This window comes from Paenibacillus aquistagni, assembly GCF_900177815.1.
Lineage (GTDB): Bacteria > Bacillota > Bacilli > Paenibacillales > Paenibacillaceae > Paenibacillus_B > Paenibacillus_B aquistagni.
Window position 1 is genome coordinate 42,965 of sequence record NZ_FXAZ01000010.1, and the last position, 14,439, is coordinate 57,403.

Annotated in this window: 13 protein-coding genes and 1 riboswitch; of the genes, 5 read left to right on the forward strand and 8 right to left on the reverse strand. The window is 49.0% G+C overall.

The window, feature by feature from the left end; all coding sequences use genetic code 11:
• Positions 1-2: 2 nt before the first annotated feature.
• The 3 genes from B9Y93_RS23045 to B9Y93_RS23055 all read left to right on the forward strand — a co-directional run bounded on the left by B9Y93_RS23045 (position 3) and on the right by B9Y93_RS23055 (position 2,552).
• Complete coding sequence (locus tag B9Y93_RS23045) at positions 3-1,016, forward strand: FecCD family ABC transporter permease (RefSeq protein ID WP_085498695.1); 1,014 nt, start codon at positions 3-5, stop codon at positions 1,014-1,016.
• Positions 1,013-2,050, forward strand: coding sequence for a FecCD family ABC transporter permease (locus tag B9Y93_RS23050; RefSeq protein WP_085498697.1), 1,038 nt, complete (start codon positions 1,013-1,015; stop codon positions 2,048-2,050). The genes B9Y93_RS23045 and B9Y93_RS23050 overlap by 4 nt, the downstream gene beginning before the upstream one ends.
• Positions 2,051-2,225: 175 nt before the next feature.
• Positions 2,226-2,552 (forward strand): ArsR/SmtB family transcription factor, encoded by a 327-nt coding sequence (locus B9Y93_RS23055; RefSeq protein ID WP_085498698.1) that lies wholly within the window; start codon positions 2,226-2,228, stop codon positions 2,550-2,552.
• Positions 2,553-2,678: 126 nt separating this feature from the next.
• Here the strand turns inward: B9Y93_RS23055 and hemH are convergent, their stop codons facing one another.
• Positions 2,679-3,629 carry a ferrochelatase gene (hemH, locus tag B9Y93_RS23060; protein ID WP_085498700.1) on the reverse strand — a complete coding sequence of 317 codons (951 nt, stop codon included), beginning with the start codon at positions 3,627-3,629 and terminating at the stop codon, positions 2,679-2,681.
• A 386-nt stretch (positions 3,630-4,015) separates the two neighbouring features.
• Here hemH and B9Y93_RS23065 point away from each other — a divergent pair, with 386 nt between their 5' ends.
• The gene (locus tag B9Y93_RS23065; RefSeq protein ID WP_280522914.1) at positions 4,016-5,797 is read left to right on the forward strand and encodes a SulP family inorganic anion transporter; all 1,782 of its coding nucleotides are present in this window, start codon (positions 4,016-4,018) and stop codon (positions 5,795-5,797) included.
• Between the two features lie 309 nt (positions 5,798-6,106).
• Here the strand turns inward: B9Y93_RS23065 and B9Y93_RS23070 are convergent, their stop codons facing one another.
• The 4 genes from B9Y93_RS23070 to B9Y93_RS23085 all read right to left on the reverse strand — a co-directional run bounded on the left by B9Y93_RS23070 (position 6,107) and on the right by B9Y93_RS23085 (position 11,251).
• Complete coding sequence (locus B9Y93_RS23070; protein WP_085498703.1) at positions 6,107-7,516, reverse strand: hypothetical protein; 1,410 nt, start codon at positions 7,514-7,516, stop codon at positions 6,107-6,109.
• A 400-nt stretch (positions 7,517-7,916) separates the two neighbouring features.
• Positions 7,917-9,140: an NO-inducible flavohemoprotein gene (gene hmpA, locus B9Y93_RS23075; protein WP_085498705.1), complete on the reverse strand. Its 1,224-nt coding sequence runs from the start codon at positions 9,138-9,140 to the stop codon at positions 7,917-7,919.
• Positions 9,141-9,410: 270 nt separating this feature from the next.
• Positions 9,411-10,289 carry a cation diffusion facilitator family transporter gene (locus B9Y93_RS23080; RefSeq protein WP_176229013.1) on the reverse strand — a complete coding sequence of 293 codons (879 nt, stop codon included), beginning with the start codon at positions 10,287-10,289 and terminating at the stop codon, positions 9,411-9,413.
• Between the two features lie 206 nt (positions 10,290-10,495).
• Positions 10,496-11,251 carry an exodeoxyribonuclease III gene (locus B9Y93_RS23085; protein WP_085498709.1) on the reverse strand — a complete coding sequence of 252 codons (756 nt, stop codon included), beginning with the start codon at positions 11,249-11,251 and terminating at the stop codon, positions 10,496-10,498.
• Between the two features lie 255 nt (positions 11,252-11,506).
• On the opposite strand from B9Y93_RS23085, the gene B9Y93_RS23090 reads away from it, so the two are divergent.
• Positions 11,507-12,073 carry a hypothetical protein gene (locus B9Y93_RS23090; protein ID WP_085498711.1) on the forward strand — a complete coding sequence of 189 codons (567 nt, stop codon included), beginning with the start codon at positions 11,507-11,509 and terminating at the stop codon, positions 12,071-12,073.
• A gap of 71 nt (positions 12,074-12,144) precedes the next feature.
• On the opposite strand, the gene B9Y93_RS24420 is transcribed toward B9Y93_RS23090, so the two are convergent.
• The 3 genes from B9Y93_RS24420 to B9Y93_RS23100 all read right to left on the reverse strand — a co-directional run bounded on the left by B9Y93_RS24420 (position 12,145) and on the right by B9Y93_RS23100 (position 14,439).
• Complete coding sequence (locus B9Y93_RS24420; protein ID WP_139829217.1) at positions 12,145-12,405, reverse strand: hypothetical protein; 261 nt, start codon at positions 12,403-12,405, stop codon at positions 12,145-12,147.
• Between the two features lie 338 nt (positions 12,406-12,743).
• Positions 12,744-13,208, reverse strand: a complete 465-nt coding sequence (locus tag B9Y93_RS23095; RefSeq protein WP_085498712.1) for a C40 family peptidase — start codon at positions 13,206-13,208, stop codon at positions 12,744-12,746.
• 5 nt (positions 13,209-13,213) lie between these two features.
• Positions 13,214-13,359: riboswitch (cyclic di-AMP (ydaO/yuaA leader) on the reverse strand.
• 252 nt (positions 13,360-13,611) lie between these two features.
• Positions 13,612-14,439, reverse strand: coding sequence for a carbamoyl transferase (locus tag B9Y93_RS23100; protein WP_244903549.1), 828 nt, complete (start codon positions 14,437-14,439; stop codon positions 13,612-13,614).

A 14,439-nucleotide genomic window follows, 5' to 3' on the forward strand; every position in this document is an offset into this window, starting at 1 on the left:
GGATGGAAGCTAGACAAAAGAACGCTGCCGCTCAAGTGTTGGGATTGGCCATCGGTGTTGTGCTCCTTGCAGCAAGCGCAGCAGCAAGTATTCGCTTCGGATTCCAGACCATATCCTGGTCGGATATGATGGGAGCGTTTACTCATTATCGCGAGGATTCCATGGAGCAGGTTATTGTTCGAACGGCAAGACTGCCAAGAGCGCTCATTGCGATCTCGGTTGGTGCAAGCCTTGCGTTGGCGGGCGCACTTATGCAGGCCGTTACGCGCAATCCGCTTGCATCTCCAAGCGTGCTGGGCATCAATCAGGGGGCAAGCTTCGCGATTGTTCTAGCCATCACGGTGTTCGGCTGGAGCAATGGCCAGATGCTCGTATGGGTGTCCTTTGGCGGGGCCTTTATAGCTGCCGCAGCAGCGTATGTGCTTGGTTCCTTAGGAAGAGACGGCTTGTCACCGCTTCGTGTCATATTAGGGGGATCCGCGATTGTTGCACTCTATTCCTCTGCTACTCAAGGGCTGCTTGTTCGCAATGAAAATGGACTTCAAGACGTCATGTTCTGGCTTGCAGGCTCTATTGCTGCAAGGGATCTCCAGCTCTTGGCCATGGTTATCCCGTATATGATAATAGGCTGGGCTGCCGCGATGATCCTATCCCCGCAGTTGAATATTCTTGCGCTGGGGGAGGAATTGGCGCGGGGGCTCGGACAGCGAGTAGGGTTGATTCGCCTGGTGGCAGGCTTTATCGTTGTCTTGCTTGCGGGCGGATCTGTCGCCGTCGCTGGTCCGATCGGGCTTATCGGAATTATCGTGCCGCATATTGCCCGCTATCTGGCCGGTCAGGACCACCGGTGGCTGCTGCCGTATTGTGCGGTATATGGGGCGGTACTGCTGCTGCTAGCCGATGTGCTGGCCCGCTTTATCATTATGCCTGAAGAGGTGCCAGTAGGCATTATGACTTCTGTCATTGGCGCTCCTTTCTTTATCTACATTGCGAGAAGGGAGCTGAGAAATAGATGAAGCTTGGAACACAGGGACGTGGAAGGGTTATCGTGCCCCAAGGCATCCATCTTCCCACCATGCGCGCTATAGCTGCGCTGCTCGCCGCATGGCTGCTTCTGGCGATCGGCAGTCTTGTATTTGGTGAACAAACGATCGCTTTCCCTCGAGCATGGCGCAGTCTGCTTGGACGTGGGGCAAGCGATGAGATTTTTATCGTGCAATCCCTACGAGCACCGCGCCTTCTAATGGCATTTTTAGTCGGTTCGTCTCTTGCGCTGTCCGGTGCGATCCTGCAGGCTGTGATCAAAAACCCACTTGCCGCTCCAGATGTCATCGGCATTAGCGGAGGCGCGTCAGTGGGCGCAGTGGCTTTCATTACTTATTTATCAAGCCATGTGAGCATTCATTGGATGCCTGTGGCCTCCATGATCGGTGCTGTTGCTGCAGCAGGTCTTGTCTACTGGCTAGCTTGGAAGGATGGGGCTCAGCCGCTTCGGCTTGTTCTAGTGGGGATTGGCATCGGTTCTTTATTATCAGCATTAACATCCTTTATGCTCGTCTTCAGCCCCTCGTACTCGGCCAGTTCTTCTTACATCTGGCTGACGGGCACGATCTATGGCTCCACATGGGTCGAAGTCACGGTGCTGCTTCCGTGGGTGCTGCTTTTTGGCGTGCTGCTGTATGGATTCAAGGGAGCAATGAATGTCCAACTGCTTGGAGATGAGCTTGCAATAGGGCTTGGAAGCCGCGTGCAGAGGAATCGAATGGTGCTGATTCTGATCAGTGTGGGGTTGGCTGGAGCCGCAGTGTCGATGGGAGGCGTCATCGGATTTGTCGGTCTGATTGCTCCTCATATTGCTAGGAAGCTGGTAGGGCCTGTCGCTCATCGTCTGCTTCCTGTTGCAGCGCTAACGGGTGGAGTGGTCGTTGCGTTCGCTGATCTAGTGGCCAGAACGATATTCCTGCCGCTAGATATCCCAGTTGGAGTCTTTACGTCGGGCATCGGTGCGCCCTTTTTTATTTATTTGCTATATCGAACAAGAAAGCAATAAGTATGTTGATCCTCAAGAGAAATGGTTATAGCTCAATGACATCTATTTTAGGCAAGGCTCCAGTTTAGATTCGTCCATTAGCGCCTGCTCTGCTGCCTTCCCGATTATTCCTTTCTCCTTTATTTGTGTTATCATAGTACTATCTTTAAATCTTCAGATATTAGGAGAGTATGTGATGTATCAAGAGGTTCAGCAGTTTAAAGCTGATTTTTTCAAGGCGTTGGCTCATCCTTTACGTATACGAATTCTTGAAATATTGTCCGAGGGCAGCAAGACCGTCAATGAGATTCAAGCCATTCTTGGAACGGAGGGCTCGGCGGTATCCCAGCAGCTTGCAGTGCTGCGCAGCAAGAATGTAGTGATTGGCGTCAAGGACGGCACATCGGTGATCTACTCGCTGCGTGATCCATTAATTAAGGAGCTGTTGCAGGTAGCGAAGCAAATTTTCGATAATCATCTTATTAGTGCGATATCCTTGTTGGAAAATATGAAAAATCAGTAAAAACCCTTGCTGCTCATAAATAGGGGAAAGAGAGCTTGCTGGATAGGCTGAGTATCATTTGCCCGTATGCAGTAAGCTCTTTTTGCGATACCCGTTTATTTTTATCCTTCTATTCTATTGCTGTATTCAACTGCAATTTTCCACGAGCTCCTTCAAAATGCCTGCAAGAGCAGGATCATCATTGAACGGATGGACATAAGTAAAGCTCTCCCCGCCATGATCCAGGAAGTAGGCCTTATTCTCGCCTTCAATCTCTTCTATTGTTTCTAAGCAGTCGGATACAAAGCCTGGTGTAACCACGAGCACATGCTTAATTCCCTCCTGCGGGAGACGTTTCATCGTCTCGTCTGTAGCAGGTGTCAGCCATTCGTCAGGACCGAACTTGGACTGATAGGTTAGCTGGTAAGGGACATCCCCTACTTTTTCCATCACAAGCGCTGTGGTCTGCTCACAGTGCACAGGATAACAATCCCCCTTGTGGACATAAGACACGGGTATGCCGTGATAGGAGAAGAGGATCATATCAATCGTCTTCTGCTCGTCGAGCTTCTGCTTAATGTGATCTGCGAGCCATGAGATATAACGCGGATGCTCATGAAAGGCGTGGATCATATGCAGGCTTGGGATTGTGTTTTGCTGCAAAAAATATCGCATGGCTTGATCAAAGACAGTAGCCGTCGTCGTAACGGAATATTGCGGATAGAGGGGAATGATGACGAGATCCGTAACGCCAAGCTTTATCATATCCTCTAATGCGGCTCCCAGCAGAGGATCACTGTAGGACATGGCATAGCGAACAATTCGGTCTGGAAGCAGCTCCTGCAGATGCTTTGCTTGGGCCTTCGTGTAAATAAGCAAAGGAGATCCCTCTTCTCGCCATATTTCCTGATACAGCTTGGCTGATTTCTTCGGTCTTGTCTGCAAAATGATGCCGTGAAGGATCGGAAGCCACATCCAGCGCGGCTTGTCGATGACACGAGCGTCGCTTAAAAATCGGCGCAAATAACGCTTTACCGCAGCCGGTTCTGGTTGATCCGGTGTGCCTAAATTTACGATGAGTACGCCCTTGTTGGACATTGAAATTTCCTCCTGTAGTTAAAGATCTATCATGTTCCAAGCACAAAATGGTTAATAGATAAATGGCTATATAGTAGCCAGATCGTGTGGATGAACGGCATGTACTTGTCCATCTGCTAGGCTCTCTTTATTCTAAATCATACAAGCAATCGGATCATATTGGAAAAAAGGACAGGCTGTCTTCTATTTTAGGTCTAAAAATCTTAATGGGATATGAAAAATGCGAGTGGCGAGGGCTGGCGGAAACTTATCTTCAGTTTGCCGCTGTTCTTGCGTATTTTTGCATATTATCAGGGGTAGGGACAGATTGACTATTTAATGGTTCATAAATATGATTTTATATATATTCAAATAATTAAAGATAAAGATAAACGGAGCTGATTACGATTTTTTCTTTTGACGACAGGTTCAAGGGATACAGTGTCAAGTCCTTGCAGAAGGATCTTGTCTCCGGTCTCATTGTAGGTATTGTTGCCATTCCGCTTGGAATGGCCTTTGCTATTGCATCAGGGGTGAAGCCTGAATATGGGCTGTATACCGTCATCGTAGCGGGGATTCTGATCTCGCTCTTCGGGGGTTCGAAGTTCCAGATCGGTGGTCCAACCGGAGCATTTATCCCCATTCTGTTCGCTATTGTGATGCAATATGGCTATGAGAACCTGTTGATTGCAGGTTTTATGGCTGGCGTGCTCTTATTTCTGATGGGGCTGTTTAAGCTTGGCGGATTAATCAAATTTATCCCCCGTCCTGTAACCATAGGGTTTACGACAGGGATTGCAATCACCATTTTCACAGGCCAGATTGCAAACTTTCTTGGATTAACCGGATTAGAGAAGCATGAGTCCTTCATCATGAATATGAAGGAGATTGCGGTTCACTTGGGAGGAATGAATGGCTACAGCATCCTGACTGCAGGGATCTGTCTTGCCGTCATTCTGCTCGCGCCTCGGTGGCTTCCGAAGGTGCCGGGATCTCTGCTTGGTCTCTTGATCTCTACGCTGCTCGCGATGCTGTTGTATCCTGATCAAGTGGCTACGATTGGCACTGCTTACGGCGAGATTCCGAACCGTCTGCCGAGTCTTGCGTTTCCTACGATTACGTGGCAGTCGATTCAGCATATGATCAAGCCTGCACTCGTGATTGCCCTGCTTGGCGGTATTGAATCGTTGCTGTCTGCGGTTGTCGCAGATGGAATGACGGGCACACGGCATCACAGCAACCGTGAACTGATGGGGCAGGGGATCGCCAACATGGTGACGCCGCTCTTTGGCGGCATACCCGCTACAGGCGCCATTGCCCGTACTGCAACCAATATTAAGAGCGGCGCAGTTTCTCCGCTGTCAGGCGTTATTCATGGCGTTGTCGTGCTTCTGGTGCTGTTTATCCTGGCTCCGTATGCGTCAAGCATTCCACTTGCCAGCATGGCCCCAATCCTGATGGTTGTCGCTTGGAACATGAGTGAGCGCAAGGCCTTTGCTCATGTGCTTCGTACGCGTACAGCTGACTCGCTGGTGCTGTTGATCACCTTCTTGCTGACGATCTTCACCGATCTGACGACGGCGGTAGAGGTTGGCTTGGTGGCGTCAGCCATTCTATTTGTAAAGAACATGAGCGAGCTGCTGAGAACCTCCAAGGTGCTGCCTGATCATGATCAAAAAGGAGAACGCGTATCCTCACGCGTGATCCATGAGCAGCATAACTGTCCGCAGGTCAGCATTCATACGGTAGAAGGGGCGCTTTTCTTTGGCGCAGCAGCGCAGTTCGAGCAGCGCCTTGCAGAGGAGCTCAAAGAGCAGCCAAAAGTGCTCATTCTTCGGATGAATCATGTGCTGTATATGGATACGACAGGCGAAGCTAATTTTGCTGCGATCGTGAAGCAGGTACGTAAGCAGGGAGGCACGGTCTTGATCTCTGAGATGAGACTGCAGCCGGAACAGATGCTGAGGAAGACAGGGCTCGCCGCTTCGCTTGGCGAGGAGCATTTCTTTGATAAGACGGGTGAAGCGATCAGCTATGCGCTGACGAAGCTGAATCGTCATCAATGCCTGGGCTGTCCGATTAGGGCTTTTCGGGAATGCGAGCATTTATCTGATCCGAACCATGCAGTGACCCCTCATACCGATAAGAAGGCTGCTCCGTCAGGAGCAAGATCACAAACGGTGTGCTAGACAAAGAGAATACACATGACTGTCGGTTGGAAGATATGAAAAGTGGCAGGTTGGTAATATAGAAATGGACAAATCAAGCGCTCACTTTACCATGCGAGGCTCGCTCCATATATTAAAAAGAAATGGTTCTAACATAATCGCATAGCTTGGAAAGACTCCGTTTAACTCGCCATAGGACCTCAGCATCCACTGCTAAGTGGTGGCTGAGGTCCTTTTTTACCGGAATGTATCAGTCGTCTATTGAAGAAGGCTATTTCCTCTTCCCAATGGCAAAGTTTGGATGGATTTAGAATGCCGTTGCAGGCCCCGCTAGATGAGAAACATCGCGACGACGGTCGTGACCGCAAGCCCAATCATTACGGGCTTAAGGTTGCGTCTTGCAAGCTCGAAGGGGCTTACTCCGCAGATTGCAGCAGCGGGTATAAGCGCCCAAGGAACGAGTGTTCCGCCGCCTACCCAGATGGCGGATACTTGCCCGAGGGCGGTGAGCGTCGCTGCACCAGAGCCAATTGCGGTAGCGAACAGCTGCGCGATGGAGCCTGCTAGGGAAATGCCTGAGAAGCCGGAGCCATCCAGGCCTGTGATGGCCCCGATGACCGTCAGCGTGACAGAGCCAACAGCGCCATTTAGCGGAACAGCGCCCGCAAGCGCCACCCCGAGATCGTTAACGATGCCATGTGACGCTTCAGGCAGCACCTTGCCAAAGAGGTCCGTGAAGGCGGCATCGCCCAGATAGAAGAAGGCGGCAATGGGAATAACCGGTCCGAATACCTTGAAACCGAAGACAAAGCCATCGATTAAGTAGGCGGTCACCTTCTCAAGGCCTTGATTGCGGTGCGAGATGAGCGTAATCGCAATTAGAATGAGCACCGCTGTTCCCCCGACAAGAGCAGTAGCATCCCCACCTTGAAGCTTCAGCACAAACATGGCAGCTACATCGAGCGCAAACAGCAGCAAAATGCCAACGGCGAGCCACTGCTTAAGCCGAGGTGACAAGTTTACCGTGTGCTCATTGTCTGATGAAGCAGTAAGCTGCTGAGCACCTTGTCCCGATACGAGCCCGTCACGGAAAGTTCGGTTCTTGATATCCCTGCGCATCATCCAGTAAGCTGTGATGGTTGTGACTAAGCCCATGACGATCACGAGCGGCACACTGGCGCTCATGACGCTTGACACCGGCAGTCCTGCGGCATCGGCTGTCAGCTTCGGCGCCCCTTGGATGATATAGTCGCCAGACAACGCAATGCCGTGGCCGAACAGATTCATTGCCATCGCTGCACCTAAGGCAGGCAGGCCGACACGAAGGGCTACCGGCAGCAGTACGGCCCCAATTAAAGCTACCGCTGGCGAAGGCCAGAAGAAGAAAGCGGTTACCATCATGATGATGCCAATACCCCAGTAAGCCATCGCAGGCGTGCGCAGGAACCGAGTCAGCGGGGCCACCATTGTCTCATTGATGCCAGTTTGGATAAGGACCCGGCTCATGGCCACGATGATGGAGATAATCATGATGGTGCTCATCAATTCTTTAGTGGCATAAATGAAGGACTGAAACACTCCGGATACGGAGCCGCTTAGCGTCTCTGTAGCCAGCAAGCCGAGTGCAAAGATCCCCGTGACGCAGATCATCGTCGTGTCACGACGCCGAATCATCAGCCCCATAATAAATACGATGAACACGAGGTACACCCAATGGATCGCAGTTAATGAAATGCCCATAGGGTCACGTCCCTTCTCCCTTAACAACAGGTAGTGAATACATGTTATGCCTGGGCGTGGGCAATGGTTCATGCCTACATCAAGCTAGGCCAGGACGCAGCGAGAATAATGCAAGGTCCCCTTTTCTAGGCAGCAGCGTATAAAATGAACCCTAAAACCCTAAGATCATGTAACGGACAACGGGCATCCTAATACATCCAACACAGCTAAACGAACCCTTCACGTAATGACACAAAATAGCGGCAGCCAGGACCTGATCTGCTGTCCCGGACTGCCGCTATTTATCGTTTATAGATTAGAAGAACGCCAGCTGTCTTGCTTCATACGCTATAAGTAACTTGTATCGTGATCCTATGTCATTTCGCTTCATCATGCTTACGACGACTAGTGAGATGCGTGATCACGCCAGCTTCAAGCTGCCTTTAGGACCAAAGTATTCCGCGCAAATATCAGACTCCTGAACGCCTAGCTCTTTCAAATCACTTACCATCTGTTCCATAAAGGCTGCGGAACCGCAGACATAGTAGACGGCCGACTCAGCAGGCAGTAAGGTTTGCAGCCACTCTGCGTCAATACGGCCTTCATGCTGATAGCGCTGTTCTTCTCGGTCCATATCCGTTGGGTTGGAGTAGCAGAAGTAGATCTTTGCGTCTGTCGTATGCTCCTGCCAACTGGCGACCTCCTCGCGAAAGGCATGGGACGGGCCATCTGCTGCTGCATGAATAAAGACAGCTGGCGGCCGGACGGCTTGCTTGCTGTGCGCTTCGATCATGCTGATCATAGGTGTAATGCCAACCCCTGCGCTTATCCATACACGCGGACGGTCATCTTGCACCTTCAGTGTGAAATCTCCTGCGGGTGCAGACAGGTAGAGCACAGCGCCTTCTTGTACCTCATCATGGAGAAACATCGATACTTTGCCCGCAGGGCGTCCTTCCACGGCTTCCTCGCGCTTAACCGAGATTCGGTAATACGAGGCGTCTGGTGCATGGCTCAGGCTGTATTGTCGAATATGGGTATAAGATTCCTCGGGCATTTCTACTTTTACACTCACGTATTGTCCCGGCTCAAAGGCGGGCAGCGTTCCTTCATCTTGTGGCACCAGGTAGAGCGAGATAATCTGCTCGCCTTCAGGCTGCTTGCGCTGCACAATGAAAGGACGGAAGCCTTCCCATCCGCCGTGCTGGTTCTCCGCTTGTTGATACAGATCGGACTCGACCGAAATAAACACATCCGCAATGATGCCATAGGCTTCTGCCCAAGCCTGCAGGATATCCTCTGTAGCGGCTTCTCCCAGCACCTCCTTGATCGCCCCAAGCAAATGATGCCCAACGATAGGATAATGCTCCTTCTTGACTCCAAGGCTGCGGTGCTTATGTGCAATTTGCTCCACAACAGGGACAATGGTGCTTAATTGGTCAATATGCTTAGCTGCGGCAAGCACAGCATTGGCCAGAGCCATCTGCTGGCGCTCCTGATGCTGATTGGCGTGGTTGAACACGTGAAGCAGTTCCGGATGTTCGGCAAACATGTTGCGATAGAAGCATTTGGTTATGGTTAATCCATGCTGCTCTAATACGGGTACGGTAGACTTAATGATACGAATCGTGTTTTCCTTTAACAATTTCATTCCCCCCAGGCACGAATAAATACGTTACTGGGATTAAGTATAAAATTGGAAGGGCAGCACGCGAGTGATTACGATCACATTAATTTTTAACAATTAGCAACAATTAACCGATTCTGGCTCCCCTATCGAAATAACCTATTCATTAGGGGACATGGACGCACATCAACAGGATTGAATCGAACCCCATCTTCTCTTTTTAGCATACGGCCTACTTTTAATTTGCGGACGCTTATCTTTGGAACGAATGGTCCAGCCAAGCTTCTCTCATGACGGATGGAGATCAGATCTCTCATGCTCAGGCTCCACATGAATCAAGACATGAGCGCGTTGAAACAAAGCTTTGATATCCTGCTCGATCTGATCGCAAAGACGATGCGCACTGCCTATGCTGACGGTAGAGGCCACAACAAGGTGAAAGTCGATATATTCAACAGGGCCGGAGCGTCTCGTACGCAAATCATGGAACTCGATAAAGAGCTCGCGATAAGCTTGAATAAGCTCAATGATGTGTTCTTCCTCTTCATCGGTTAACCGTGCATCAAGCAGGGGAGGAAAGGACTCCTTCATCAAGGTATAGGCTTCCTTCATAATATAAATGGCAAGGACAATCCCGATAATCGGGTCCAGGATGGTCCAACCTGTGAGCGTGACCAAGAGCAAGCTGAAGCCAACACCTAGTGAAGTATATACATCCGTCAGAAGATGGAGCGCATTGGACTTCATCGCGACGGAATTCATCTCTTTGGCGGTCTTGCTCACTTTTTTAGAGACGAAGAAATTGATGCCTGCGCCCGCCACCATGACAAGAATGCCGAGATACGGCATCTCAATCGGAGTCGGATGCATGATCTTGTGGATGCATTCATAAATAATCCATATGCCTGCGACAAAGATTAGCAGTGTCTCAATCGTCCCTGAAATATTTTCTATTTTTCCATGGCCATACGGATGATTGCGGTCTGCGGAGCGGCCTGATAAGCGGACGGAGAAAAAAGCAATCAGCGATGCGGCCAAGTCCAAAGACGAATGAATGGCCTCGGAGACAATGGCGACAGACCCCGTAAGCATGCCGACAGCGAGCTTTAGAATAACCACGAAGCTGTTGCTGATGACAGATAGAAAAGCGACACTTGTTCCTTTCAATGGAATCACAACCTTACACATAGATTTTGCAACACCATAACAAATGAAAGTGGAGTGGGTCTAGAGAAACCTATTTTCACCATAACAGGTATTATGCTCAGGCTGAAAAGTGTTGATGCCCTTCAAAAATAGTGCAGCAGGGCTCCATTTATGCTCAAGAAAAAACGGGCCGTCCATTTGGACAACCCGTGATCTTGCCTATTGGCTTATAGATTGATTTCAAGCATAATCGGACAGTGATCGCTGCCTAGAATCTCTGCGTGAATGTCCGCGTTTTGAAGATGTTCCTTAAGCCTCTCGGATATTAGAAAATAGTCGATGCGCCAGCCGATGTTTCGCTCTCGTACTTTGGCCATGTAGGACCACCAGGTGTAGGCATCCGTTTTCTCCGGATATAGGGTGCGGAACGTATCCAGGAAGCCCGCTTTTTGCAGCTCAGTCATCTTGCCGCGTTCCTCCATTGTAAATCCGGAATTTCCTTGATTGGACTTTGGATTTTTCAGATCGATCTCCTGATGGGCTACGTTCAGATCCCCACAGACAATAACAGGCTTCACTTGGTCGAGCTCCATCATATACTGCTTGAATCGATCCTCCCATTCCAAGCGATACGCGAGCCGAGATAGGTCGCGCTTGGCATTAGGGGTATATACCGTAATGAGATAAAACTCTTCAAATTCAAGGGTGATGGTTCTCCCTTCAGGCTCATAATCGTCTTCGATGCCATAGCGAACAGACAATGGCTTTTTCTTCGTGAACACGGCTGTGCCGGAATAGCCTTTCTTTTCCGCATAGTTCCAATACTGCTCGTACGATTCATCGATCAAGAGATCAATCTGGCCATGCTGAACCTTTGACTCCTGAATACAGAAAATGTCTGCATCTACCTCTTTAAAATAATCATAAAATCCTTTATTTACACAGGCTCTTATCCCATTGACATTCCATGATATCAGCTTCATATGAGGCCTCCTAGCTGCTTAATCTATCAACATAGTGTAACATAGATCGCTAGTATTCGGGTTGGAGGCAGCTGACCTATTTTTACGTTATTCTCACTTTAAAGACATCCATATTTGCCAAAGTCGTTTGCAAAGAGTAATGGTCGAATCGTGCTCTTACACCTAGCTGAAGGAGAATTAACTCATTTTTCAGCTTATTTTCAGAAAAGCTGTCGATAATAGGATCAACCCCATGAAAGGGAGGTGACCATATCGATGCAAGGAAAAACATCTAAGATGCTCGCGATGACCATTGCGCTGATGCTGCTTGCTGAACCAGCAGTATCTCAAGCCACGGCGCGGAATACAACGACAGCTAATCCTTCGGCTGTAGAGCAGAAGGAAACCAACTCTGCAAAAGAGCAAGCAGAGAGCCAATCCCAATCACCAAACGATGCTTCTTCCAGCACAGCTGAGACGGATACGGAGTGGCGCAAGCAGCTGGAGTCTATGAAGAGTGACCCAGAAATGAAGAAGCTTCATGCTGAAATGAAAGAACTGCGAAGCCAGATGCGCACGCTGCATGAGAAGAAGGTCAAGCTGATTGCTGCTAAGCTTGGCATATCGACAGAAGGCAAGACAATAGAGCAGATTCGACAGGAATTAAGTGACAAAACCGAAGGAAAAATTGGAATGTTCCACGAGAAACATGTCGGATCGAAGGAAGAGCGCATGGAGCGTTTGAAGCGATTCGCCGAGAAACAAGGCATTTCGACAAACGGTCTAACCGAGGATGAGATTAAAGCGAAGCTGAAGGAATGGCGTCAACAAAAGTCGGAATAGCGGGAATAGATTGGAGGGGTTGCCCATAATGGCAATCCCTTTTTTGCGATCAATCGGTGTTGAGCTGGAATTTAATGATGGATACCAACATCATTTTTGTAAAGGCGACATGGAACGCAATAAAGAATGGTTAAGGCTTTAGCTGTGACGCCTTTATTTGATCCATATGAGCAAGTTCTTAATCTTAGCCATCTGAGTTCGTTGACCAGACCGTTTTCTTCAAGCAAGAAATTGTAGGTGAAGCATGCGCTTTTTGTTATTTGAATTTGCCTGCCGGCAACAGTCCATCCAGCAATCAGCGTCATCGTGGTTGCAGGAATGGAAGCGAGCATTAATGGTCATCCGCTTGCTGTGCCATTGAAATGACATGATAGGGAGGTATGCTATATAGAGAGCTCGCTTCTTTGTCTGGTGAAGGGATGAGGTGTCCGTTTACGTCTTATTTATATTAAATCTTAAGAAATTTGATTGATTTGCCCATAAAATGGGTATAAACATAATGTGGCGCTAGACGTTATTTGGGGATTCTCATTAGTGAGTGGAGAACGGGTTATAGAATCGGATCGAATGGCAAGCAGACTCGGAGACACACTAAAAAACCCGATCGGTTCTGCTCAACCAATCGGGCTTATTTCAAAAGATATTCACATATGTACGGCGTACACTTGACTTATTCTGCAGCGATCGATTTGTATTGAGTATCACTAAGGATGCGTTTAGCGCCAACATAACGCTCTGCATAGTAGTTCATGCTCAATTTGTCGATGCGTGTCCCTTTGCTGGTAGAAGCATGAGCGAATTCGCCATTGCCTACATAGATACCAACATGAGAGATACCATTACCGCTAGTGTTGAAGAACACAAGGTCGCCAGGACGAAGATCGTCTTTGGCTACTTTCGAACCTTCTTGATACATCGAGGAAGAGGTACGAGGCAGATCAATCTTGTATTTGTCGAATACGTACCCTACAAAGCCGGAGCAATCAAAACCGTTTGTTGTTGTTCCGCCATACTTGTAGGAAATCCCCATCAAATCATCAATTGTATTGCTCATCTTCGTTGCGGCGAAAGCGCTTCCTGTACCTAGAGAAAACAAGAGTCCTACGCCGACCATCGCTGTAATAATCTTCTTCAACTTAAATGTTCTCCTTCCGTGCCTGCGAGGTTAGCTGGAGGGTTCGGTTGAAGGTTCCCTATGATCTCTGCTTCAGGCGAGATCAATTCACCCAGTACTAATTGGTTCCCCCGCTTCTCGGCTGTGTCCGAGAATTCGGCAGTCTCATCATTTCATCTGTTCCGGTTCAAGTTACAATTTTGCTAGTTCCGTATTGACTTCATGACAAAGTTGTAATAAATCTGTTCCTATTGTAACAGAGCATTAATATTATTACAAACCTTTTCGACCAAAAAAATGAAAAAAACTTGCTCAAACCTTCAAAAAAGGTTCAAGCAAGCGTTTTCTTCGTCAATATTTGGCTTTGTTTTGTGTTAAAAGCTCGATTTGAGGCTGTAATCATTTGCGTTAAAAGTTACAATTGTTAACGATTATGCTCCGGTGAATTTTCCCAGGCATGATAGCGGCTGGACAAGCTCCACAGCTTGAGCAGTGCGCGGAGTGCAGGATATGCCTGCTGCAGAATGAGCGCCGTCATGCCCGTCCAGAACATGGCAGCTGCGGTCACCATGATGCTGCTGACAAGAGAGATACACGCAAATACGAGAGAGATGCCGAGTACAGGCAGTGCGCGAAGGCAGCCAAGCTTCAAGGCTTGAAGAAAGGACGTCTCAGATGAGATCCCGAACTGCCAAAATAAGAACAAGTGGTGAACGATCCACCCTCCGATGATCCAGCCTAGCGTAATGGGGAGTGCGCCAACCGCAAGCGCCTTCCAACCAGAGCTGTTCGCGAACTCACCTGCTAGATAAGGGATGACCCAGTAGGCAGGCGCTAATAGGACGAGTGTCTCCAGAATATAGATAAGAGACATCCTTTTCCAAGCCGCGCGAATACCACTGAAAAAAGTAAGGCCAGAGTCGTTGCGATGATGAGCCATCGAATAGAAGGTGCCTGCTTGAATAAGCGGGGTGAGCAGCATGCGTATGCCGATAAATGCCACGATGGCCCATAGATAAGGCATATAGTGATTCGTCTTGGTAAGCTGGAATTGACTCTCCATCCAAAACAACTGCGAGCTCAGCTCAGTCGGTGCAGGGTTCGGGTAACGGTGCAGCAGCGGAACGATGAGGGATTCGAGAAATCGATATAAGAAGAATCCCCATAACAGCTGGTACAAAAACAGCATGACCCAAATGTACACATGGCTTTTGCACCAGATCCAGCCGGCATGAATATAGCCCTTCAACAT

Coding starts and splice junctions, on each gene's coding strand:
- B9Y93_RS23045 (WP_085498695.1), top strand. CDS start 3: ATGGAAGCTAGACAAAAGAACGCTGCCGCTCAAGTGTTGGGATTGGCC.
- B9Y93_RS23050 (WP_085498697.1), top strand. CDS start 1,013: ATGAAGCTTGGAACACAGGGACGTGGAAGGGTTATCGTGCCCCAAGGC.
- B9Y93_RS23055 (WP_085498698.1), top strand. CDS start 2,226: ATGTATCAAGAGGTTCAGCAGTTTAAAGCTGATTTTTTCAAGGCGTTG.
- hemH (WP_085498700.1), bottom strand. CDS start 3,629: ATGTCCAACAAGGGCGTACTCATCGTAAATTTAGGCACACCGGATCAA.
- B9Y93_RS23070 (WP_085498703.1), bottom strand. CDS start 7,516: ATGGGCATTTCATTAACTGCGATCCATTGGGTGTACCTCGTGTTCATC.
- B9Y93_RS23085 (WP_085498709.1), bottom strand. CDS start 11,251: ATGAAGCTGATATCATGGAATGTCAATGGGATAAGAGCCTGTGTAAAT.
- B9Y93_RS23090 (WP_085498711.1), top strand. CDS start 11,507: ATGCAAGGAAAAACATCTAAGATGCTCGCGATGACCATTGCGCTGATG.
- B9Y93_RS24420 (WP_139829217.1), bottom strand. CDS start 12,405: ATGCTCGCTTCCATTCCTGCAACCACGATGACGCTGATTGCTGGATGG.
- B9Y93_RS23100 (WP_244903549.1), bottom strand. CDS start 14,439: ATGTTGAAGGGCTATATTCATGCCGGCTGGATCTGGTGCAAAAGCCAT.